The following is a 22,412-nucleotide window of genomic DNA, read 5'->3' as shown; positions in this document are numbered from 1 at the left end:
CATTCAGGCCCATTTCTCCGATCATTTTCGTTGAATATGCTCAATATTCGCCTCAAACGATCAAAAAAATGGACTCAAAATGGCTTTCCCTCGCTACGATCACCTAAGCCCGACAGCCTCCTAGCGATGTCTACCTCGTCCAGGGCGAAAATAGTGATGATTGTCATAATAAACTTCGTCACTGTTGGCAGGGTCCCACCCCGGCATTCCAAGAATCGGAAAAGGGCATAGATCTTTCGGTTTCTGCAACACATCCCCCTGAGAAAAAATAGCCGCCAACTGCTTATCCAGCCAGCGCCATTTATCAACCCAGGATTTGCTATGAAATGATTTCGGGCAGTGAAGCGTCAGGGTGTTAGCGGTCATTCCCACATAGGGCACTAAACCTTTTTCATACATGGCATGACCAAAGGTGATGCACTCAAAGTGCTCAGCCAGTGGCCCCCTATTCTCCCAGAACAACGCTTTCCATTGAAAGTTTTTCACTCTATCCAGCAACGTCTCATCACTGGAGACCAGCAGCGCCCCGCCCTCATCAAACAGAGAGAGTGCGTTCTCTATAGGGGTCCGCCGCCCCAGCGATTGGCCTAAAGCAATGCGTGCCCGGGCATGGGGAATATGAATAGCGTTAATCTGCGCCTTGGTTTCAGGAAACATAAACCAGGTAAGGTACTGAAAAAAATCGTGCCAATTTTCCCGGCGAGTTTGAATCTCGCCGGTAGTGTAGATGCGAGGTGCATAATGCTCTTCAAAACTAAGCGGCTTTCCCGCCTGCTCAACAATAGAGAGCCGTTTTCCAGTCAGCGTTTGGATCGGCCTTGGCCAAGCATCCAGAAAAGCCTGCAAATCGTCCAGCTCAGGCCACTCAGAAAAGCGTGAAAAATGCGCCAATAGAGGAGCCATAGGCTCAAATATCGGTGAATCTTTAAAAAAATCACCACGCCACGGAGGAAGGTGCTGCAAAGTCATAACCGACTACTTCTCTTAAATTCAGGGCTGAAGCCGCCATTATCCAGTCATTCTATAGCCACGTCACCTACTGCAGGCTTATTTAATGCCCCACTTGAGCCCCTAAGAAGTATCTATGCAAGCGGGGGGTTGGCAATCTGGATTACCTCTAACATCCCTACTGGTTTGGTGTACAATCCCAATCATTACAATTACCAGAGTTTTTTATTATGGGATCGAGGATGAACAACCTGCTTTCACTTTTCATGGTATTCGCAGCATCATTTTTACTGATTATCAGCACAATAAGTCCTGCCGAGGCAAAACGATTTGGCAGTGGCAACTCATTTGGCAGTAAATTCAGCCAGAGCAACAGTGTTAAGAAAAGCGCCGACAAACCGGTACAAAAACAATCCGCTTCCCCGGCCCAGCAGCAAAATGCACAACAGAAACAGCAGCTGGCCAGTAGAGGCGGCATGATGGGTATTTTGGGCGGGCTGGCGATTGGCGGGCTTCTCGGTGCGATGTTCTTTGGCGGCGCATTTGAAAATATCAACTTCATGGATATCCTGATATTTGCCTTAATTGGCTTCATTCTGTTCAAAATACTCACTTCACGCCGCCGCCATCACCAGGCAGCCACGCCACAAGGCCCCCTTTCACAGGCGTTTAGTACTGAACCACAACAGCCGCCGGGCAGCCATACTGACACTGCACCGACAACACCCAGTGATACGCACTTTGGTGGAATTTCACTGGACGACTTACGCGGTGATATTTCGCGTGATTTTGATAAAGAGAGTTTCATCGAGGGGGCTAAATCGTGTTATGCACGACTGCAAAATGCCTGGGATGAGGGGGATCTTGCTGATATTCGCCAATTCACAACAGACCATGTCTTTGCAGAGATTCAAGATCAACTGCGTAGTCGCGAAAAGAGCAGCGAAACGAAAATAGTTGCCTTAAACGCTGAGCTAATGAGTGCTCAACAACTGAGGGGCGCTATGGATGCGACGGTACTCTTTGAAACTCACCTCTCCGAGGATGGCAAGGAGAGTCGCGTCAGTGAAGTCTGGCACTTTGTACGGCCTGCCGGTTCGCTCACCCCAACCTGGTACTTGGATGGTATCCAGCAGGTAGAAGAGTAGCTTAATCACACAACAGGTGGAGATCAGCTCCAGCTGATTATTTGGGAATACAGACCTCATGAATGTCCTCATTACCGGTGCCAATCGCGGCATCGGCTTAGCCTTTGCCAACTACTATCTAGCTCAGGGGGCTGAGGTTTGGGCTTGTTATCGGGGTGATCATTCATCGTTAACAGCACTCAAGACAGATAAACTGCACCTCCTTAAATGGGATGTAACCGAGCCATCACCTCAGCAGGGTTCGCTACCGCAAGCCCTCGACATTCTCATTAACAATGCGGGTATCTATGGCCCTAAAAAACAGGCGGGGCAAAGCCTTGAGAACATCACCTCGCAAGTGATGATGGATCTCTTTCAGGTCAATTGTATTGGTGCGCTTCAGGTGACGCGCACGCTGCAATCTGCGCTCATGGCTGCAAAAGGCACGGTCGCCAACATCAGCTCAAAAATGGGCTCTTCCGATGATAATGGCAGTGGAAGCGGCTACGCCTACCGCGCATCAAAAGCCGCTTTAATCATTACCTCAAAATCGCTAGCCATTGATCTGCTTGATAAAGGGATCCGCGTCATAACGTTGCATCCCGGCTGGGTTAAAACCGATATGACCAATCATAACGGTGAAATAACCGTGCAGATTTCGGTCGAAGGAATGGGCAAAGTCATTCAACATATTGATCAATATCCCATTGGCGCTTTCGTGGCTTATGACGGCGAACAAGTACCCTATTAATCACGTTAGTAATCAAACTCTTTTCATGGTAAGCTCGAAACGATGTCATGGCGGGCTTTCAAAGTTCTTGGGGGGAACTCGTCTGTCATGGAATAGAATGGAGCAAAGGTGGGTAACTATGCAACAAACTAACGAAGTCGTAAGCAAATCCTTTCATCGCGGGCGTCACTATACTGTGCTAGAGGTAGAAAAAACAGATAGCCCAATAGACGACAATCCCGATTCATGGTACCGCTACGTGGTAAATGATGGCAATTCGACCATTACCGGACTACGCTGTGGCACCAAAAAGCAGGTAACGGACTACGCAAAGAAATTTGCAAAAGACCTAAATGAGAGAGGCACTAGTAGCAGCTCAGTCTGGGCAACACGCAGCACCAATAAAGCATCATCATAAGCCTATATTTGGGGAGCTGTTGGCTCCCCTTATTTCTACTTAATTATCTTGTAGCATGGTTCATACCGCTTCCCGGGCAGCTTCATTCGTTGCCGCTCGACAAATGATTTCAACAACGTATCCATCGCTGCCATAATCCCCGCATCGCCACGCAATTCAAAGTGACCAAACGCCTCAATGGCTCTAATACCTTCATCCTTAACATTGCCCGCTACAATCCCGGAAAAGGCACACCGAAGATTAGCCGCCAACATATGGCTGGGCTGATCATGATGCAGTGCCAAGTTGGACATGTTTTCATGGGTTGGCTCAAACGGCTTCTGGAACTCGTGTTCAATTTTAAGCAGCCAGTTAAAGTAGAAGGCATCACTGGTTGTACGACGAAATTGACGTACTTGGGCGATCCCCTCTTTTATCTCCTGTGCAACCCGCTGAGGATCACCCACGATAATCTTATAGCGCTGCTGCGCCTCAGTACCGAGCGTCGAGGCGATAAAGCTATCGATCTCCTTGAAGTAATATTCTGAGCTTTCTGGCCCGGTTAATATAAAGGGGAAAGGCATATCGGCATTATCGGGGTGCAGTAAAATGCCCAATAGATAGAGGATCTCCTCCGCCGTGCCAGCCCCGCCAGGAAAAACAACGATAGCGTGCCCTGTTCTTACAAACGCTTCCAGCCTCTTCTCTATATCAGGCATAATAACCAGGTTATTGACAATTGGATTGGGTGATTCAGCGGCGATAATACCCGGCTCAGACATTCCGATATAACGCCCCCCTACAATGCGTTGCTTGGCATGGGCAATGGTGGCACCCTTCATTGGGCCCTTCATCGCGCCCGGGCCACAGCCGGTACAGACATCGAGGTCTCGCAGGCCCATTTCGTGCCCAACTTCTTTGGTATATTCATACTCCTCACGAAGAATGGAGTGCCCGCCCCAGCAGACAACTAGGTTGGGGTTGGGGTCTGGCTGTAATATTGAAGCGTTGCGCAAAATATGAAAAACCGCATTGGTTATTCCTTCTGAGCACTCAAGGTCAAACTTGGGATTTTTCTCTATTTCATTGCTGACATAGATAATATCCCGCAAAACAGCAAACAGATGCTCGTTAATCCCTTTAATCATCTTGCCATCAACAAAAGCACTGGCCGGTGCACAGTTCACATCCAGCTTCACCCCACGCTCCTGCTGAACAATTTGAATATCAAAGCAGGGGTAGCGCTCGAGCAGCTCTTTACCATCGTCCAGCGTGCTTCCACAACTCAACACCGCCAGTGAGCAGTTTCTGAAAATATTGTAGAGCCCCCCCTGACTCGTATCGAGCAGCTTCTCGACCTCTGACTGAGAGAGAATATTCAGATGGGTTTCCGGTGTAATACGTGCATTGATCAACTCATGTGTCATTTAACAACTCCTACTTCATCAGATAGCATTCTGACTTTTTATGATTTTTGGCATACAAGAAGCGTGAAAACTCACAAGCACCGCAATCTATTATCGGAAAATAGAGTGCAAACATTAAATTGGCAGCAATCGATAAACCGGTCATTTCTGCTAACCGAGTACAATTTGCGTATAATAAATTAAGAGTCCACACAATAACCGAGTAACCGATGCTAATTGTCATATCTCCCGCCAAAACGCTTGATTACCAAACCCCCGCCACCACCTTGCAATACAGTCAAAATGACTACCTGCAAGAGGCTCAACAGCTTATTGAACGGCTGCGCCACTACAGTGTGGCTGACATATCAGCCACCATGGCGGTGAGTGAGAAGATAGCTCGCATGAATGCCACACGTTTTAAGCAGTGGCAGATACCGTTCACCCTGAATAACTCAAAGCAGGCGATATTGGCTTTTAAAGGAGAGGTCTACAGTGGGCTGAATGCGACGAGCTTTAGTGAAGAGGAGTTCCAGTTTGCTCAACAACACTTGCGCATACTTTCCGGCCTTTATGGCCTACTGCGCCCGTTAGACTTGATGCAGCCTTACCGCCTAGAGATGGGCCGCAAAATTGATACGGAGCGGGGGTCAAATCTCTACCATTTTTGGGGCAATGTTATCACTACCGGCATCAATCGGCAGATGCAGCTAAACCACTCAACACAGCTTATCAACTTGGCTTCAAATGAATATTTCAAGTCGATCAAACCATCACTAATCAATGGTGAAGTTATCACCCCTCACTTCAAAGATTATAAAAATGGACGCTACAAGGTGATGGGTGTGTATGCGAAAAAAGCCCGGGGCAAGATGAGCCGTTACATTATTAAAAACAGAGTAGACTCAGCCGAAGAGCTAAAGCACTTCACCGAAGATGGCTACCGATTCAACCCGGCACTTAGCCAAGAGAGTGACTGGGTATTCACCCGCAACCGGGAAGCATTGTAGAGAGGGCTACGCTTCAAGTTGCCGCCTTACCGGGGCAAAACTTCGGCGATGTATCGGCGTAACACCCAGCTCTTTCAGTGCCTGCATATGCGCCTTGGTTGGGTATCCACTGTGCTTGTCAAAACCATAGCCGGGGTATTTAAGCTCCATTGCCGCCATTTCACGATCACGGGCAACCTTGGCAATAATCGAAGCAGCACTGATTGCAGGCACCTTCTCATCCCCTTTTACAATGGCTTCAGCCGTGCAGTTAAGCAGCGGTAATTTATTACCATCTACCAGCGCATGATCGGGTGAAATAGGCAGTGTCGCCACCGCCCGCGACATTGCCAGCAGTGATGCCTGCAGAATGTTAATCTCATCGATCTCTTCCACTTCAGCCCGTGCAATCGACCACGCCATCGCCTTCTGTATGATCTCTTCATACAGTTGCTCTCGACGCTTTTTGCTTATCTTTTTAGAGTCTGCCAACCCCTCTATCGGATTATCTGGATCAAGAATAACCGCTGCCGCAACTACCGGGCCTGCCAACGGGCCGCGACCAACCTCGTCCACACCCGCCGTTAAACGATTGTCTGCGCTAAAATCCAACTCATTTTGCATCGATCATCTCCAGCAATGCTTCAGCCGCTCTGTTGTCTGCCCCGTTGCGTAATTCACGGTGAATATCTTCAAATATATGTGTAATCGCCTCCGACTGGTGAGGGTTTTGCAAATATTGCAATACCGCCGGCGCTAACAATTCGGCTACGGCACGCTCCTGGAGGTACTCTTCAACGACTTTTCGCCCCGCTAGGTTATTAGGTAATGAAACACTTTCGACTTGAAGCAGTCGGCGCGCCAGAAAAGCGGTTAACCAGTTCACTTTATAGGCGACAACCATCGGTTTTTTCAGCAATAGCGCCTCAAGTGTTGCCGTACCGGAGGCGAGCAACACCACATCAGCGGCTGCCATCACCTCCCGCGAGTGGCCATCGATAAGGGTAATGGGAAGATCGGCGGCGTGCTGCGCCAGGGCGGATTCAAATAGCGCACGGGTGCTCTGGTTGACCAGCGGCACTACAAAGTGTAAATCCGGCTCTGCCGAGAGACACTGCTGTGCGGTACCAATAAAAGGCTCTGCCAAGCGTGAGACTTCACTGCCACGGCTACCCGGCAACAGTGCGACGATACGTCTATTTTCTGGCAGTGAGAGGGCACGACGGGCGGCCACAACATCCGGGATCATAGGAATTCGATCAGCGAGAGTGTGGCCAACAAACGTCACGGGCACACGATGTTGTTGATAGAATTTTGCCTCGAAAGGAAAGAGTGTCAGCATCATGTCGACACTTTGGGCGATTTTCTTCACACGCCCCTGGCGCCACGCCCATATCGATGGGCTCACATAATGCGCCGTTGGAATACCTTGTTGCTTGAGCCTTTTTTCCAGCCCCAGATTAAAGTCAGGTGCATCGACACCCACAAACAGATCTGGCGGGTTATCGATAAAATGCTCAGCCACTCGATTGCGAATACCCAGTAATTCACGGTAACGACCCAGCACCTCAACGATCCCCATCACTGAGAGTCGTTCCATATCGCACAGTGCCTCGCACCCTTGTTCGATCATGAGTGGGCCGGCAATACCTTCGAACTGCGCTTGCGGGTATCGCTGTTTAATGGCTTGAATGAGGCCAGCGGCAAGAATATCTCCCGAAGCCTCACCGGCAACAATACCTATACGCATGGTTTACCTCGGTAAAAAAGCTGCTCGATAGTGTTCGCCATCAACTCAGCACAGGGCAAGCGATTAACGCACAATACCTCGGTGGGATTTGGCTAAAAAATCACTCATAATCGCCACTTCAGGGTGCCCGCCGGCTAATTCTATAAGTGCCTCTTTAGCCTCATCTAATTTAAGGCCCGAGCGAAAAACAATACGGTACGCTTGCTTTAAGGCGGCGCGGCTATCGGCACTGTAACCTCGGCGTTTTAGCCCCTCACTGTTAAGACCGTGGGCTTTAGCCATATGGCCACCCACCATTAAAAAGGGGAGCACATCTTTTGATATTACGCTGTTCATCTGGCTAAAGCTCTGCAAACCAACATTGCAGAATTGGTGCACCAGAGTGAAGCCGCCCAAAATAGCACCATCACCCACATCCACATGCCCTGCCAGGGTCACATTATTAGCCAGTATAGTGTCATCTCCTACCAGACAGTCATGGGCAATGTGAACGTAGGCCATAATCCAGTTTTTGCTACCAATCGTGGTCACACCGCGATCCTGGGTGGTACCCCGACTGATGGTGACATATTCAAAAATCGTATTATGGTCACCGATCACCAGCCGGGTTGCCTCACCACCGTATTTCTTATCCTGTGGATCGCAGCCAATCGAGCTAAAGGGGTGGATTTTATTGCCTACGCCTATCTCTGTCGGCCCATTGATCACCACATGGGGGCCAATATCACAATCGGCACCGATCACCACATCCGCCCCAATGACGCTGAAAGGGCCAATAGAGACACCCTCCGCTATGCTCGCCGAGGAATCAATAATTGCACGCGTATCTATCAATGTTATAGCTCACTCTCAGCACACATTATCTGGGCAGAGGCGACCACCTTACCATCCACTTTTGCCACCGTGTCGAACTTCCAGATATTACGAATAGTACGTGTCAAATCAACCTCCAGCTGCAATTGATCACCTGGGATAACCTGCCGTTTAAAGCGCGCATTATCGATACCCACAAACAGATACAGTGACCCATCATCATTGGTCTTTTCTGCCGTTTTAAACCCCAAAACTCCCGTTGCCTGAGCCAACGCCTCCAGAATAAGGACACCCGGCATGACCGGTTTATCGGGAAAGTGGCCGGTGAAGTAGGGCTCATTAAAGGAGACATTTTTAATGGCCACTAGGCGCTTACCCGGCTCGCACTCAATAACACGATCAACCATCAGGAAAGGGTAACGATGAGGGAGGTGCTTTAACACCTCGTAAATATCCATGGAGTCCAATTAGTTACACCTTGATTAAGATTTTTTTTCCAGTTGCCGTACCCGATCATTCAATTTATCCAATCGACTGATGCGTGCAACCCGCTTATTCCACTCTCTATTCTCCTCAGCCGGTATACCTGAAGAGTAAACCCCCGGCTTTGAGATCGATTTAATCACCATACTCATGGCGGTAATGGTCACATTATCGCAGATTTCAAGATGACCGCCGATCCCTGCCGCGCCTGCAATCGCACAATATTTACCCACCACACTGCTACCCGCGATACCGGAGTGGCCGGCCATAATAGTATGAGCACCCACTCGAACATTATGTGCAATTTGGATAAGATTATCCATTTTGACACCCTCTTCGATAACCGTATCGTCGATTGCTCCCGAATCAATCGCACAATTGGCACCAATCTCCACATCATCGCCCACGATGACGCGACCTAGCTGCTGAATCTTGATCCATTTGCCGTTTTCATTGGCAAAGCCAAAGCCGTCACTACCGATAACCGTGCCGCTGTGCACTAAGCAGCGCTGGCCTATTTGAACATCCGCATACAGCGTAACATTGGCGTGCAGTCGACTATCGGCACCCAGGGTTGCATTGCGCCCAATCACACAGCCAGCTGCTATCTGCACACCACAACCAATCTGCGCACCAGCCTCCACCACCACATTGGCTGCAATCCATGCGGAAGGGTCAACAGAGGCGCTTTCATCAACACATGCGCGGGGGTGTATGCCGCCCGCTTCACGGTGCTCCGGGTAGAGGTAAGCAACTGCTTTGGCATAACTTAGATAGGGGTCTTCCACAATCATCGCCGTCACTGGGCAATCAGCCGCCTCAGACTCGCGAACCAGCACGGCGGTGGCGGTGGTGGTCGCCATCTGGTGTTGATATTTGTTGTTTGCCAAAAAGCTGAGCTGTCCGGGGCCCGCCTGACTGAGAGTAGCGACACCCTTAAGCAAATGTTCAGCATCACCCTCTACCCGCGCACCCAACTGTGCAGCAAGTTCTGCAACGGTAACTGTCATACCACCCCCTATGGAGTCGATTTTGATTGACTATATTGCTGTTCCAGTTGCTTGATCAGCTGATCAGAGAGGTCAACTTTGCCACTGGCATAAATAACACCTTCACTCAAAATAAGGTCATAGCCTTCTCGTTCAGCCAGCTTGATGATCGCTTCATATATTTCACGTTGTAATTTACCGAACTCTTCATTTCGACGAAGGTTAAGATCGTCACGAAAAGCTTCCTGAGTACGCTCAATATCCCGTTGCAGGGTTCGCAGCTCACGCTCTTTTTTACCGCGCTGCTCTAGGCTCATCATCAATGAGTTTTGCGCAAGTGACTCTTCCAAAGTGCGATACTGTTGCTGTAATACGACCAGCTCTTGGTCACGCCCGGAAAACTCTTTTTCAAGCATCTTTTTAGCCGCTTCTGCTTGAGGTGCCTGCTCTAAAACCTTAGCAGGATCCACCGCACCAATTTTTATATCAGCCACCACAACCGTACTACTGCACAGCATGGCTAAAGCAAATAAAGTTTTACGCATATCTAATCCCAATTATTGTGTAACTGCTCAACATAATTCATGTCAGAAAGGGGCTCCAATCGTAAACTGGAAACGCTCTATCTCGTCATTTTCTTCACTTCGAATCGGGTAGCCCAGGCTAAAATTTAAAATACCAACCGGGGTTACCCACTTCATCGCGATACCATGTGAAATTCTAATCTCATCAAGGATGCTCTGTCGATCAAAGGGGATATCGTACCCAAAAACATAACCGGCATCTATAAAATAACTCCAGCGAAAGCTGCGTTCATACTCTTCAAAGGGTGATGGAAAAACCCATTCAAAGCTGCTACCCAGCCTTTTATTACCACCCACAACCTTAGTCCGTGTATAGGTCACAAGATTCCCATTGTCATCGGTCGTGCCATCTGTCCAGCTTACCGTATCTGATGGCCCTAGGGAGTTACTGGAAAAACCGCGCAAAGAGTTCACACCACCCAGGTAGAAATTCTCAAAAAACGGTAGCCCTTGGGTATTACCGATACCACGACCATACCCCACATCGGTGGAGATCGACAACGATGTATCAAATATAAATGGCCATAAAAATGTCTGTTTGTGACGGATTTTAAGGTACTCCAGTTCACTGCCTGGAAAGGAGTAATCCAGTGTCAAGCGTTGCAGGTACCCCTTGGTGGCAAACAGGGTACGATCGCGGGAGTCATGACTCCAGCTGGCCGATATCATCAAGCTATCAAATTGATCGCCATTATCCTGAACCCAGCGGTCTATCTTGGGACCCACACTACTCAGCGGCGCATCGATACTAATATTTTCATATTCGAACACTAGGCGTGCACGATTATACTCGCTCAGTGGAAAGCCAAAACTCAAACTGGCACCCAGCACATCCGTATTATAATCCGCAACACGGGCTCCACCACCATCCGTTGATGTGGAGTAGAGGCTAAAGCCCCGACTGATGCCATCCAGTGTATAGTAGGGGTTAGTGAAGGAGAGGTTATAGGTGGTGACTGCCCGGCTGTTATCAAATGCTAGGCGCACACTCTCACCACTACCCAGAAAGCTCTGTTCAGTAACGGACATGTTGAAAACCATGCCGTTGGTGCCATAGCCCGCTCCCGCTTGTAAGCTACCAGAGCGCCCTTCGGTTACCTGGAAGTTGATATCTACCTGATCTGAGCTGCCCGGCACTGCGGGCGTCTCAACGCCCACTTCTTGTATATATCCCAAACGCTGTATCCGCGTGCGTGAACGATTGACCTTTTGGGTTGAGAGCCATCCGCCCTCCATTTGGCGTATCTCGCGACGTATCACTTCATCAAAAGTCTTTGTATTGCCCGAGATGTTAATACGGCGCACATAAACCCGCTTACCCGGATCGACATAGATTGTCAGTGCCACGGTTCGATTCTCTTTGTCCACGTCAGGCACCGCGTTAACATTGGCAAAGGCATAACCTTCGAAACCTAAACGCTCGTTCAGTGCATGGGTACTTTCGGTCAACCCTTTACGTGAAAAAACATCACCCGCAGAAAGCGCTAGCAGCGCCGTCAGCTCAGCCTCATTAACGATCAAATCACCCACCAGCTTTATCGAGGAGACCGTGTATTGTGCCCCTTCAACAAGATTAACCGTAACATAGACCCCCTGTTTATCTGGTGTAACGGAGACCTGGGTTGACTCAATAGCAAATTCCAGATAGCCACGATCCATATAATATGAGCGCAAGGTCTCAATATCACCCAACAACTTTTGCTTTGAATATTGATCCCGCGAGCTGAACAGAGAGATGAACGGGGCCTCTCCCAGCTCTAGGCGATTTAACAAATTATCATCACTGTATGCTGTGTTGCCAATCAGGTTAATTTGATGAATACGGGCAGCATCTCCCTCGTCAATGGTCACCTTTATCTCCACCAGATTATCACCGCTCTCTATTAACTCACTGGCCACAGAGACACCATATTTTCCCTGGCTGTAATATTGGCGACGTAACTCCTGGGTTATTTTTTCCAGCTGAGAGGGGTTAAATATACGCCCCTCAACCAATCCGAGATCCTTTAAAACCATCTCTAACTGCTCATCTGTAATCTCTTCATTACCCTCAAACGCAATCTTTGCGATGGATGGACGCTCCTCAAAGCCGAGCACCAGAACATCACCACTACGACCCAGTCGAATATCAAGAAAAAACCCCGTCGCATAGAGTCTCTGTATAATATCGGCTGAGCGCTCATCATCCAGGTTTTCACCCACCTTGAAGGGAAGATAGGTAAACACCGTACCCGCAGAGATACGCTGCAAGCCTTCAAGGCGAATATCCTGCACTTCAAAAGCGTGTACAGAGATCGGCAGCAGTAGAAGTAAAAGAGTCTGACGCAACCGCGTTATTAGCTTATTTGTGAACACACACTATCCAAATATTCGTATTAGGTCATTATACAGCGCAACACTCATCAACATCAGAATGCAGAACATTCCAATACGCATACCCACTGCCTGTGATTCATCCGAGAGTGGTGAACCCTTCACATATTCAATCAGGTAGTAGAGCAAGTGCCCGCCATCCAGCATTGGGATAGGCAACAGATTCAGCACCCCAAGGCTCAGACTGATGACGGCCAAAAAAGCCAGAAAAGTGGGTAGGCCACCCTGCGCCGAATAACCGGCATACTGGGCAATGGTGATTGGGCCACTCAAATTACTCAGCGAAACCTGACCTGTCAACATTTTACCCATCACCTGCAGGCTCATCAGGCTCATATCCCAGGTTTTTTCGAAAGAAGCTGAAATAGCCTCTAGCGGCCCATATTTTTGCACCGCTAGCAACTCATCCGGGATAGTACGTTTGAGCATGCTCACCCCGGCACCAATTTTGCCGACGGCAACGCCATTCTCTTCTACCCGCTCCGGCGTGATGGTTAGCCACTGCTCCTGACCATCACGCAACACCCGCAGCGAAATCATCTGCCCCGGACGGTCTCGCACATAGCTTACCCAGCTCATCCAATCTTCCATCGGCTGGCCATCCGCAGCGAGCAGCTTATCATTGATCATCAGACCCGCTGCAGCGGCTGGGCTGTTATCCAGCACCCTGCCAATCACCGCCTCAATTTGGGGGCGAAGCGGCGTTAAGCCAAGTTGCTGCAAACCACCCTGCTTACCAAACTCTTCACCTACCTCCGGCAGGGTCAACTCAACTTCGCGGCTCTGTTGCCACTCATCGAGCAGTGTCATTCGCAGTGTTTGCTGATCAAGGTTGCTGGCCAATACCCCAAGACTGGCGGCGCCCCAAGTTGCGGTGGGCTCTCCATTTATCGCAACAATTTGATCACCCACACGAATATCAACCGTGGCCGCGATCGAGTTAGCCGCCACATCACCCACGACCGGCTTTAACCCTGGCAGCCCTACCACAAACATCATCCAGTAGGCCAGAATGGCAAACATAAAATTAAACAGTGGCCCTGCTGCCACAATAGCAACACGGTGGTGAATTTTTTGCTGGTTAAACGCCTGACCACGTTGCGACGCCGGCACCTCAGCCACACGTTCATCCAGCATGCTCACGTAACCGCCGAGAGGGATCGCTGACACCACAAACTCGGTATCATCTTCACTGCGCTGATAACGCCAGATAGGCTTACCAAAACCCACTGAAAAGCGCAGCACTTTGACACCCACCTTACGTGCAACCCAGTAGTGGCCAAACTCGTGAATAACAATCAGCAGCCCGAGAGCAACAATAAAAGCGGGTATCGCAATCAGTAAGTTTTCTACCATTATTTATTCAACCTAACTGACGAACAAACTGCGTGGCCAATACTCTGGCCTCTCTATCTTCATCAAAGATAACCTCCAACGAGCGTGCTTTTTTATGGGTACTCTCTTCAAGCGTTTTTTCAATCACTTGCGGAATCGCTAAGAATGGCAGGCCACTCTCTAAAAAGGCCTCAACCGCAACTTCATTGGCGGCATTAAGAACCGTTGGCAAAGTACCCCCCGCCTCAATCGCCTCACGGGCAAGACGCAAGCAGGGGAAGCGCTGTTCATCCGCTTTTTCAAAGTTGAGCTGTGCCACCTCAAAAATATTCATTCCTTTATCACCCGATGCCATCCGCTTTGGCCACGCCATCGCATGTGCAATTGGAATGCGCATATCGGGATTACCCATTTGCGAGATAACCGAGCCATCCACATACTCCACCATCGAGTGAATCATACTCTCAGGGTGCACTACGATCTGCACCTGACTTGGTTTGGCATCAAACAACCAGCATGCCTCAATCAACTCGAGCCCCTTATTCATCATCGATGCCGAGTCCACCGAAATTTTACGTCCCATCACCCAGTTGGGGTGAGCAATCGCCTGCTCAGGTGTCACATGCTGCAACTGATCAAGACTTTTGGTTCGAAAAGGGCCGCCCGATGCTGTCAGCAGAATTCGGCGTACCCCCGATGCCGCAAGACCACGGGAGAAGTCCACCGGCATACTCTGGAAAATCGCATTGTGCTCACTATCAATCGGCAGCAATTCAGCACCGCTGCGTTGGATCTCATCCATAAAGAGCCGGCCCGACATCACCAGCGCCTCTTTATTGGCCAAGAGAATACGCTTTCCCGCACGAGCAGCGGCTAATGTTGGCAACAGACCCGCTGCACCCACAATCGCCGCCATCACATAATCAACACTTGGCAGCGCAGCGACATGCTCAAGCCCTGCAGTTCCCGAGAGCACTTGCGTGGACAAAGAGAGCGACTTCAGTTGCTGTTGAAGTATTTCCGCCGCCGGTTCCGATGCCATCACCGCATAGTCAGGCTCAAACTGCTGGCACAGTTTGACCATTTTAGGCACCTGAGCGTTCGCTGTTAGTGCAATAATTCGATAGTTATCAGCGTGGCGTGCAATGACATCCAGCGTGCTATCACCAATGGAACCGGTCGCCCCGAGCAGACAGACACCAATCATAGACCGCACTCCAGCAGCAACAAACCCAGCACAAAGACCGGCGCAGCCGCCGTGATGCTATCGATACGATCTAACACGCCACCATGCCCGGGTAACAGACGACCACTATCCTTAACGCCAGCATTTCGCTTAAACATACTTTCAGCCAGATCCCCAAGAATTGAAAACAGCACCGTCACCATACACAACCCAATAAAACCGATACTCTGAGTGGGTTGTAGCCAGACGATGCCCACTATTGACCAGAGTGCCCCGCCCCCAATGGCACCCCACAACCCCGCCATGGTCTTCCCCGGGCTGACATTCGGTGCCATCTTTTTTTGGCCCCATTGACGACCAACGAAATAGGCCGCACTATCAGCCACCCAGATAAGGCTGAGTAAAAAGAGCACATAGGCAGGGCCATCGTTAAGGCGGTCATGCAAAATAACCAATGCGAACCAGCAAGGTGGCAACAACAGCAGGCCGGCAAACACCTTAAAGAAGCTACTTTTCAGTAAGCTGCCATTCGGGTAGTTAAGCACCATAGCCAACACCAGCAGCCACCAGGCAACAACGCCACCAAACAGCAGCATTAACAGTGCGACATTATCTGTGGAAATCACCCACATAAGCCCCATCAACACCACGACAACGGCACTGAAACTGCCACTTGCAAAACCAGCAGGAATCCCCGCCAACCGGCACCACTCAGTAGCGCCAATAGTGGCAATCAGGCCAAATAAAATAGCGAAATAGGGATTGGGCAGGTAGAAAATTGCCCAGACAAAAAGGGGAACTAATATCACAGCCGTGATCACGCGCTGCTTCAACACTATTTTTTTTCCTGCTCTATTTGATCACCCGTTTTACCAAAGCGGCGCTGGCGTTGTGCAAAAGAGAGTAGCGCCTCGTTAAAAGCCTCTTCTTTAAAGTCTGGCCACAGCGTATCGGTAAAATAGAGTTCGGTATAAGCCAGTTGCCACAACAAAAAGTTACTAATGCGTTTTTCACCGCCGGTACGAATAAAGAGGTCGGGTTCAGGAAGGTCAGCAAGTGAGAGCATTTCCGCCACCCTTTCAGGATTGATATCAGCGGCACCCAGCTCACCCCGCTCCACCTGGTATGCCAGCTTCATCGTCGCTTGGGCAATATCCCAGCGGCCGCCGTAATTAGCGGCTATAACAAGTATCAATCCGGTATTGTTGGCGGTAAGGCTCTCCGCCTTTTCAATCAGCTTCTGCATCTTAGGCGTAAATGCATTGAGTTCGCCGATGATGCGCAGGGAGACATTACTCTTATGAAGCTTCTTAACCTCTCGTTCAAGCACGGTGGCAAAAAGAGACATTAAGGCCCCCACCTCCTCTTCAGGCCGACGCCAGTTTTCGCTGCTGAAAGCAAACAGTGTCAACACTTCAACACCACTATCGACACAGCTATTAACAACCGTACGAACCGACTCAACACCCGCCTTGTGCCCCATAAAGCGCGGTCGTCTGCGTGCCTTAGCCCAACGACCATTTCCATCCATAATCACAGCAACATGCCTTGGAGTAGAGGCTGCTGTTAGTAGCTTTATTTTGGATTCAGACATTACTATCCATACTTGAATTGCAAATTAGCAGCACCACCGGTTGCGCAAAGGTAATGGGGCCGATACAACCTGCTTTGTTTATAACCTATCCGAGTATAAACAAAGCACAACTTCACCTCTAGATCTCCATGAGATCCTTCTCTTTAGCATCCAGCAACTTCTCAATTTCAGCAATATTTTTATCGGTGATTTTTTGAATATCATCTTCTGCTTTGCGCGATTCATCTTCCGTAATCTCTTTATCTTTCAGTAGTGATTTAATATCACTGATCGCATCACGACGAATATTGCGTATTGCCACGCGGCCTTGCTCTCCTTCACCGCGCATCACTTTAATCAAGTCGCGACGACGCTCTTCCGTCAGTGGTGGGAGAGGGACGCGGATATTACTGCCCGATGTGACAGGGTTCAACCCCAGGTTAGCGGTCAATATCGCCTTATCAATCACGGGTACCAATGGTTTTTCCCAGGGTGTAACGGTCAGCGTACGAGCATCAGTTACCGACACTGAGGCCACCTGACTCAACGGAGTTGGTGTGCCGTAATAGTCAACCATCACCTGATCAAGTATAGAGGGGTGAGCACGCCCTGTACGCAGCTTGCTCAACTCTTTAGTCAGTGACTCGATGCTTTTTTTCATGCGAGAGTCCGCATCGCTCTTAATTTCGTTAATCATTGTTTTCTCCCTGATAGACCAAGGTGCCTTCATTTTCACCGGCGATAATTCGCATCAGCGCACCCGGCTTATTCATATCAAAAATACGTAACGGCATATTATAATCACGGCACAGTGCAATGGCCGTTGCATCCATTACTTTTAAGTTCTTATTTAACACTTCATCGTAACTTAATTTGCTGTATCGCGTCGCAGAGGGGTCTTTCACTGGGTCACTACTATAAACCCCGTCTACCTTGGTCGCTTTCAGCACCACCTCAGCACCAATTTCGATACCTCGCAGACTGGCCGCCGAGTCGGTGGTGAAAAAGGGGTTACCGGTACCCGCAGCAAAAATCACCACCCGCCCTTTTTCCATGTGGCGAACCGCACGACGACGAATATACTCTTCACAAACCTGGTTAATAGGCAGAGCCGACATCACCCGACAATCAACACCGGCACGTTCAACAGCATCCTGTAAAGAAAGGGCATTCATCACAGTTGCCAGCATTCCCATGTAGTCAGCGGTCGATCGATCCATACCACTTGCGGACAAGCTAATGCCGCGAAAAATATTACCCCCCCCCACAACAAGCCCCAGCTCCACGCCAGTCTCATGCAGTTCGGCCACCTCTTCCGCAACACGTTTTATGACGACAGGATCAACACCAAACTCCTGCCCGCCCATTAGCGCCTCACCACTCAACTTGAGTAATACGCGCTTATATCCTCTCTTGCCCGCTTGCTCTGCCATTTTCATTAAGCTCCTTTTGCTTGAGCCATAACCTCTGCTGCGAAATCCGCCTCTGCTTTCTCAACACCTTCACCCACTTCAAAACGTGTAAAACAGGTCACCGTGGCACCCGCCTCTTTCAGCAACTGCGCAACCGTTTGATCGGGGTTCTTAACAAAAGGCTGGCCCAACAAAGTAATCTCTTTCAACAGTTTATTGATACGACCACCAATCATCTTTTCGATAATCTCAGCGGGCTTACCTGACTCTTGCGCCTGCGCAGTAAAGATTGCTTTCTCTTTTTCAATCAGAGAGGCATCAACACCACTTTCATCAACACAAACCGGCTTGCTTGCGGCAATGTGCATCGCAACATCACGCGCCAACTCGGCACTGCCACCTTCCATACCAACCAATACAGCAATACGAGTACCGTGCTGATAAGCACCCACAACCGGTGCAGATACTTTTGCCACACGCCGTACCGTAATATTTTCACCAATGGTCGCAATCAAGCCTCTGCGCGCATCATCAACTGTGCCATCACCCATGCCAGTCGCCAGTAGTGCCTCTGCATTAGCCACCTCATTATTGAGTGCCAACTCAGCCACATTGCGAGTAAAGGCTAAAAAGTCTTCATTCTTAGCGACAAAGTCAGTTTCAGAATTCACCTCAACCATCGCCACTACGCTGGCATCTGCATTTGCCTGCACGCCAATCAGCCCTTCGGCAGCCACACGATCCGCCTTTTTATCTGCTTTGGCCATGCCATTTTTACGCATGTTCTCAATCGCTTGTTCAATATCACCACTGGTCTCAACCAAGGCTTTTTTGCACTCCATCATGCCTGAGCCAGTGCGCTCACGCAGCTCTTTAACCATTGACGCAGTAATGCTCATTTGAAAACCCTCTATAATAGATATTACGCATACCCGCTGCTGCAGGTGTGGAAAAAATTTCAAAAAAAGGGGGCTACGCCCCCTTCTATCGACAAATAGTCGTCGTTCGCCTAAGCTGACTTGGCCTCTTCAGTCTTAGCTTCAGTCTTAACTTTGACTTCAACTTTCGCTTCAGTCTTCGCTTCAACCTCTATAAACTCATCCGATGCGACACCTGCAACGGTTGATGCAGTGCGCGCATTAGAGACGGCCTCAGCAACACCCTCAACATACAGCTTGATAGCACGCATCGCGTCATCATTACCCGGAATGATATAATCAATGCCTCTAGGGTCGGTATTGGTATCAACGATACTGACCACGGGAATGCCCAGCTTCTTAGCCTCACAGATAGCAATTTTCTCATGACCTGCATCAACCACAAAGATAGCTGCCGGCAAACCGCCCATATCCTTAATACCACCCAGGCTACGATCCAGCTTCTCAAGCTCACGGGTACGCATCAACGCCTCTTTTTTGGTCAAGCGTTCAAAGGTTCCATCCTGACGCTGCGCTTCCAGCTCTTTCAAGCGTTTGATTGACTGCTTAACCGTCTGGAAGTTAGTCAGCATACCGCCTAACCAGCGTTGGTTAACGTATGGCATACCACAAGCCTCAGCTTGCTCCTTGATCACATCACGGGCTGCACGCTTGGTGCCTACCAACAGAACCTTGCCACCTTTAGCCGCAATACCGCCAATGTAGCTCATTGCATCTTTATAGAGGGGCAGTGTTTTTTCCAGATTGATGATATGGATCTTGTTACGCGCACCAAAGATGAACTCATCCATCTTTGGATTCCAGTAACGGGTTTGATGACCGAAGTGAACACCGGCCTCCAGCATTTGACGCATTGTAGTATTGCTCACGAAAATCTCCTAAATTATGGGTTAGACCTCCATAAACCCCATCTCCCAACCTCAATATCAAAAGGCACCCAAGAAAATGTGACGGTTTATGTGAGTATTTTTAAGTAAATTTCTGGTGAATCATCCACCAAAAACATATTGCGCTATTAGCGGCGCTCTTTATACCACAAACAACCACGAACAACAACGAATGCAACCACCCTACCCCCCGGATCATCACTACACCACACGTAGCGTTTTTGTGCTTTGCTATACGGTGGGGTGACTTTAAGCGGCTTGCAACGGCCTCATAAAACCGTACATTGACTGAGGAGGTAATGAGTGAGAAGAGATGCAAAATACACCTTAGGTCTTTTGCAAGTGGTTAGCACCTTGCCCATTGGTTAGGCGCTAAAGCATTTGACGAGAGAGTGGCGGGATAGATATTTTTAAAAATTACTCAATAAGACTGCGCAGCAGTGCGGAGAATGAGGCGGGCTGGAAGGGTTTATCACAGACGGCGGAGATGCCTTCTTGGTGTACGGCGGCTAGGCGCTGTTCGTCATGTTCGCCGGTGACCATTAACACCGGGATGCTGCTCAGGGTATCGGATGAACGCACGTAACGTACCAGCGCCTGTCCATCCATCTCGGGCATGTTGAAGTCGGTAATCACCAAGTCAAAATAACCGCTTTCCAGTGCGGTGACGGCTTCTGAGCCATTGGTTGCTTCTACAATACTTTCAATACCCAAGCTATTCAGAATACGCCGCAGCATGCTGCGAGAGATATTGCTGTCATCCACCAGCAGTACGCGCAGGTCTTCAAAGAACTCATCATTGACTTGAGACGCTGGCTCTACAAAATCCATTGTGGCGGCCAGGGCGCGGTGCAGGTCTTTTGATTCGAATGGTTTGGGCAGAATGGCCACGACACCCGCCTGACGAATGGGATCGAGTGCCTGTTCATCTGTCTCGCTGGAGATCAGCATGAACATGATCTGTTCAAAGCGTTCGTTTTTGCGAATGGCATGGACCAGTTCAACTCCGGTCATGTCGGGGAGGTAGAGGGCACTTACGACCAGGTCGGGCAGTAACCGGGGCAGCGCGGATAATGCGGCTTCACCACTGGAGAACCATTTGTAATGGGCGACCCCTTCGTCTAAAAGGTTTTTTCCTATGATGCGCCCCTGGGTGCGTGAAGGCTCAACGACGACTATTGAAAGATCCGAAAAATCCACGACCACCTCCTGAGACGGTTAACAACTCAACGACTCGCCAAAACAGATTTTCATCCTGTTATTATGCGGCGGATGGTTTTTCCACCTTGCCGACTGCCTTTAGGAGTTGCTCTCTTTGCGCGGCAGCAACCGTTGTGAAGTGCTCAACCGCTGCGCCTAAAAACCACTGTACCACGGTGCTGCGGTAAACTCGAAGTGAGAGTTGCAGCTCTTCGGCACTCATATCGCCTAGTGCTGAGCGATAGATCATCTCTGTGGTGTATCGGCCACTTTCAAGGTAATCAGTATAGAGCTGTTGCAGTAGAAGCTCTTCTGAAAACTGTGCGGGCACGCCTTGCTGTACCTCTTGCAGTCGCAACATGGTTAATGTGGCCAGTGCCTGTACACCGGCATAGAGCTCATTTCCGGCACTGGCGCGGTCCAGCCCATCAATAATGTAGGTTTTTTGTCGGCTCAAGGGTGCTGATGGATACTCTTTAGCGTAGGCACGCAATGCCGCCATATTTTCGGCAGCAGCAACCTGTTCAACCTGCGTACGCACTCTCTGAATCTGCTCTGAGCGCAGGCTCGAAATCAGCAGTTCAAAACGGTTTGCATCGTAGCTATCAACCAGCTGTGTCGCGAGTTTTCGGGTCAGCAGCTGCGGGGCAAAGTAGCGATCAATAAAACCCTCCAACTCGTCATAGTCGTGTGCGCCGGAAGCGACCCCTTCAAGGCGGCGTTGATTCAAGCCGCGCACCATGGTGCTGTGCAGTTCACTGAAGTGGTTATCGATACCCAGTAATTGCAGCGCCTCAAGAATCTTTCTCTCTTTCATTTCACTGGCAATCACCTGCGTAAAACAGAGCGAGAGTAGCGCCACAGCAAACAATATTCGTACAGCCAAAACAGTTCTCCACTTAGCCGTTAACACGGCAGCCAGACTTCAATTCCAAACGATCCATCGGTAAAAAATATCGGTTTATTAGGGTGCCCAATGATCAAACGTAGTGACAGATGTAATCGAGCAACTCGGTTATTTCTATGTCAAATGATGAGTTAGCGGCCACATCAAAACGCTGACCGGCTTTATAGGTCACCCACTCCTCACTGTCCGCCAGCTTGACGCGGCAAGCGCCCTGCAACAGCTCCATCACCTCTGCCGCTTCAGTGGCAAAGTGATAGCCGCCAAGCTGCATAATGCCCAGTGTAACCACCTCACCATCTGATGTAACCACTCGGCGACTGGTCACTCTTCCGCCATCATAAATATTGGCTTTTTTAGTGATTTCTGAATTTTGGTAACTCATTTC

23 protein-coding genes are annotated in these 22,412 nt (G+C 49.5%); 3 read left to right on the top strand and 20 right to left on the bottom strand.

The window, feature by feature from the left end; genetic code table 11:
- Positions 1 to 120: 120 nt before the first annotated feature.
- Positions 121 to 969: a DUF3025 domain-containing protein gene (locus L3J94_03875; protein ID MCF6217893.1), complete on the bottom strand. Its 849-nt coding sequence runs from the start codon at positions 967 to 969 to the stop codon at positions 121 to 123.
- A gap of 221 nt (positions 970 to 1,190) precedes the next feature.
- On the opposite strand from L3J94_03875, the gene L3J94_03870 reads away from it, so the two are divergent.
- Positions 1,191 to 2,096 (top strand): Tim44-like domain-containing protein, encoded by a 906-nt coding sequence (locus tag L3J94_03870; GenBank protein ID MCF6217892.1) that lies wholly within the window; start codon positions 1,191 to 1,193, stop codon positions 2,094 to 2,096.
- A 58-nt stretch (positions 2,097 to 2,154) separates the two neighbouring features.
- Positions 2,155 to 2,826, top strand: coding sequence for an SDR family oxidoreductase (locus L3J94_03865; protein ID MCF6217891.1), 672 nt, complete (start codon positions 2,155 to 2,157; stop codon positions 2,824 to 2,826).
- Positions 2,827 to 3,258: 432 nt separating this feature from the next.
- Here the strand turns inward: L3J94_03865 and ppnN are convergent, their stop codons facing one another.
- The gene (gene ppnN, locus L3J94_03860) at positions 3,259 to 4,614 is read right to left on the bottom strand and encodes a nucleotide 5'-monophosphate nucleosidase PpnN (protein MCF6217890.1); all 1,356 of its coding nucleotides are present in this window, start codon (positions 4,612 to 4,614) and stop codon (positions 3,259 to 3,261) included.
- A gap of 224 nt (positions 4,615 to 4,838) precedes the next feature.
- Between ppnN and yaaA the strand changes: the two genes are divergently transcribed.
- Positions 4,839 to 5,618, top strand: coding sequence for a peroxide stress protein YaaA (gene yaaA, locus L3J94_03855; protein ID MCF6217889.1), 780 nt, complete (start codon positions 4,839 to 4,841; stop codon positions 5,616 to 5,618).
- 6 nt (positions 5,619 to 5,624) lie between these two features.
- On the opposite strand, the gene rnhB is transcribed toward yaaA, so the two are convergent.
- From rnhB to L3J94_03765, 18 genes are all read right to left on the bottom strand, one after another.
- Positions 5,625 to 6,221, bottom strand: coding sequence for a ribonuclease HII (gene rnhB / locus L3J94_03850; GenBank protein MCF6217888.1), 597 nt, complete (start codon positions 6,219 to 6,221; stop codon positions 5,625 to 5,627).
- Complete coding sequence (gene lpxB, locus L3J94_03845; GenBank protein ID MCF6217887.1) at positions 6,211 to 7,347, bottom strand: lipid-A-disaccharide synthase; 1,137 nt, start codon at positions 7,345 to 7,347, stop codon at positions 6,211 to 6,213. Before lpxB ends, rnhB begins: the two co-directional genes overlap by 11 nt.
- Positions 7,348 to 7,410: 63 nt before the next feature.
- Positions 7,411 to 8,181: an acyl-ACP--UDP-N-acetylglucosamine O-acyltransferase gene (lpxA, locus tag L3J94_03840; protein MCF6217886.1), complete on the bottom strand. Its 771-nt coding sequence runs from the start codon at positions 8,179 to 8,181 to the stop codon at positions 7,411 to 7,413.
- Positions 8,182 to 8,183: 2 nt separating this feature from the next.
- On the bottom strand, positions 8,184 to 8,627 hold the full coding sequence (gene fabZ / locus L3J94_03835) for a 3-hydroxyacyl-ACP dehydratase FabZ (GenBank protein ID MCF6217885.1): 444 nt from the start codon (positions 8,625 to 8,627) through the stop codon (positions 8,184 to 8,186).
- A gap of 15 nt (positions 8,628 to 8,642) precedes the next feature.
- Entirely contained in the window at positions 8,643 to 9,665 is a 1,023-nt protein-coding gene (gene lpxD / locus L3J94_03830; protein ID MCF6217884.1) for a UDP-3-O-(3-hydroxymyristoyl)glucosamine N-acyltransferase, read from the bottom strand.
- Positions 9,662 to 10,177 carry an OmpH family outer membrane protein gene (locus L3J94_03825; GenBank protein MCF6217883.1) on the bottom strand — a complete coding sequence of 172 codons (516 nt, stop codon included), beginning with the start codon at positions 10,175 to 10,177 and terminating at the stop codon, positions 9,662 to 9,664. Before L3J94_03825 ends, lpxD begins: the two co-directional genes overlap by 4 nt.
- Before the next feature lie 42 nt (positions 10,178 to 10,219).
- A complete protein-coding gene (gene bamA, locus L3J94_03820; protein ID MCF6217882.1) occupies positions 10,220 to 12,571 on the bottom strand; it encodes an outer membrane protein assembly factor BamA in 2,352 nt (783 codons plus the stop codon).
- Between the two features lie 3 nt (positions 12,572 to 12,574).
- Positions 12,575 to 13,945 carry an RIP metalloprotease RseP gene (gene rseP, locus L3J94_03815; GenBank protein MCF6217881.1) on the bottom strand — a complete coding sequence of 457 codons (1,371 nt, stop codon included), beginning with the start codon at positions 13,943 to 13,945 and terminating at the stop codon, positions 12,575 to 12,577.
- 7 nt (positions 13,946 to 13,952) lie between these two features.
- Positions 13,953 to 15,131: a 1-deoxy-D-xylulose-5-phosphate reductoisomerase gene (ispC, locus tag L3J94_03810; protein MCF6217880.1), complete on the bottom strand. Its 1,179-nt coding sequence runs from the start codon at positions 15,129 to 15,131 to the stop codon at positions 13,953 to 13,955.
- A complete protein-coding gene (locus L3J94_03805) occupies positions 15,128 to 15,946 on the bottom strand; it encodes a phosphatidate cytidylyltransferase (GenBank protein MCF6217879.1) in 819 nt (272 codons plus the stop codon). Before L3J94_03805 ends, ispC begins: the two co-directional genes overlap by 4 nt.
- Positions 15,946 to 16,704: an isoprenyl transferase gene (locus L3J94_03800; protein ID MCF6217878.1), complete on the bottom strand. Its 759-nt coding sequence runs from the start codon at positions 16,702 to 16,704 to the stop codon at positions 15,946 to 15,948. The genes L3J94_03805 and L3J94_03800 overlap by 1 nt, the downstream gene beginning before the upstream one ends.
- Before the next feature lie 118 nt (positions 16,705 to 16,822).
- Positions 16,823 to 17,380, bottom strand: coding sequence for a ribosome recycling factor (gene frr / locus L3J94_03795; protein ID MCF6217877.1), 558 nt, complete (start codon positions 17,378 to 17,380; stop codon positions 16,823 to 16,825).
- On the bottom strand, positions 17,373 to 18,116 hold the full coding sequence (gene pyrH, locus L3J94_03790) for a UMP kinase (GenBank protein ID MCF6217876.1): 744 nt from the start codon (positions 18,114 to 18,116) through the stop codon (positions 17,373 to 17,375). Before pyrH ends, frr begins: the two co-directional genes overlap by 8 nt.
- A 5-nt stretch (positions 18,117 to 18,121) precedes the next feature.
- Positions 18,122 to 18,994, bottom strand: coding sequence for a translation elongation factor Ts (gene tsf, locus L3J94_03785; protein ID MCF6217875.1), 873 nt, complete (start codon positions 18,992 to 18,994; stop codon positions 18,122 to 18,124).
- A 110-nt stretch (positions 18,995 to 19,104) separates the two neighbouring features.
- Entirely contained in the window at positions 19,105 to 19,902 is a 798-nt protein-coding gene (gene rpsB, locus L3J94_03780; GenBank protein ID MCF6217874.1) for a 30S ribosomal protein S2, read from the bottom strand.
- Between the two features lie 435 nt (positions 19,903 to 20,337).
- Positions 20,338 to 21,120, bottom strand: a complete 783-nt coding sequence (locus tag L3J94_03775) for a response regulator (GenBank protein ID MCF6217873.1) — start codon at positions 21,118 to 21,120, stop codon at positions 20,338 to 20,340.
- Positions 21,121 to 21,181: 61 nt separating this feature from the next.
- Entirely contained in the window at positions 21,182 to 22,006 is an 825-nt protein-coding gene (locus L3J94_03770; protein ID MCF6217872.1) for a hypothetical protein, read from the bottom strand.
- Between the two features lie 94 nt (positions 22,007 to 22,100).
- Complete coding sequence (locus L3J94_03765) at positions 22,101 to 22,409, bottom strand: pyrimidine/purine nucleoside phosphorylase (GenBank protein ID MCF6217871.1); 309 nt, start codon at positions 22,407 to 22,409, stop codon at positions 22,101 to 22,103.
- Positions 22,410 to 22,412 lie beyond the last annotated feature (3 nt).

This window comes from Gammaproteobacteria bacterium, assembly GCA_021647245.1.
Lineage (GTDB): Bacteria > Pseudomonadota > Gammaproteobacteria > RBG-16-57-12 > RBG-16-57-12 > JAFLJP01.
The sequence above is the reverse complement of the archived record's forward strand: the minus strand, read 5'-3'. Positions and strand labels throughout refer to the sequence as shown.

Bases quoted from the DNA above. Each gene is read 5' to 3' on its own strand.
- L3J94_03875 (MCF6217893.1), bottom strand. From the start codon at position 969: ATGACTTTGCAGCACCTTCCTCCGTGGCGTGGTGATTTTTTTAAAGAT.
- L3J94_03870 (MCF6217892.1), top strand. From the start codon at position 1,191: ATGAACAACCTGCTTTCACTTTTCATGGTATTCGCAGCATCATTTTTA.
- L3J94_03865 (MCF6217891.1), top strand. From the start codon at position 2,155: ATGAATGTCCTCATTACCGGTGCCAATCGCGGCATCGGCTTAGCCTTT.
- yaaA (MCF6217889.1), top strand. From the start codon at position 4,839: ATGCTAATTGTCATATCTCCCGCCAAAACGCTTGATTACCAAACCCCC.
- rnhB (MCF6217888.1), bottom strand. From the start codon at position 6,221: ATGCAAAATGAGTTGGATTTTAGCGCAGACAATCGTTTAACGGCGGGT.
- lpxB (MCF6217887.1), bottom strand. From the start codon at position 7,347: ATGCGTATAGGTATTGTTGCCGGTGAGGCTTCGGGAGATATTCTTGCC.
- L3J94_03825 (MCF6217883.1), bottom strand. From the start codon at position 10,177: ATGCGTAAAACTTTATTTGCTTTAGCCATGCTGTGCAGTAGTACGGTT.
- rseP (MCF6217881.1), bottom strand. From the start codon at position 13,945: ATGGTAGAAAACTTACTGATTGCGATACCCGCTTTTATTGTTGCTCTC.
- ispC (MCF6217880.1), bottom strand. From the start codon at position 15,131: ATGATTGGTGTCTGTCTGCTCGGGGCGACCGGTTCCATTGGTGATAGC.
- L3J94_03800 (MCF6217878.1), bottom strand. From the start codon at position 16,704: ATGTCTGAATCCAAAATAAAGCTACTAACAGCAGCCTCTACTCCAAGG.
- frr (MCF6217877.1), bottom strand. From the start codon at position 17,380: ATGATTAACGAAATTAAGAGCGATGCGGACTCTCGCATGAAAAAAAGC.
- pyrH (MCF6217876.1), bottom strand. From the start codon at position 18,116: ATGGCAGAGCAAGCGGGCAAGAGAGGATATAAGCGCGTATTACTCAAG.
- tsf (MCF6217875.1), bottom strand. From the start codon at position 18,994: ATGAGCATTACTGCGTCAATGGTTAAAGAGCTGCGTGAGCGCACTGGC.
- L3J94_03765 (MCF6217871.1), bottom strand. From the start codon at position 22,409: ATGAGTTACCAAAATTCAGAAATCACTAAAAAAGCCAATATTTATGAT.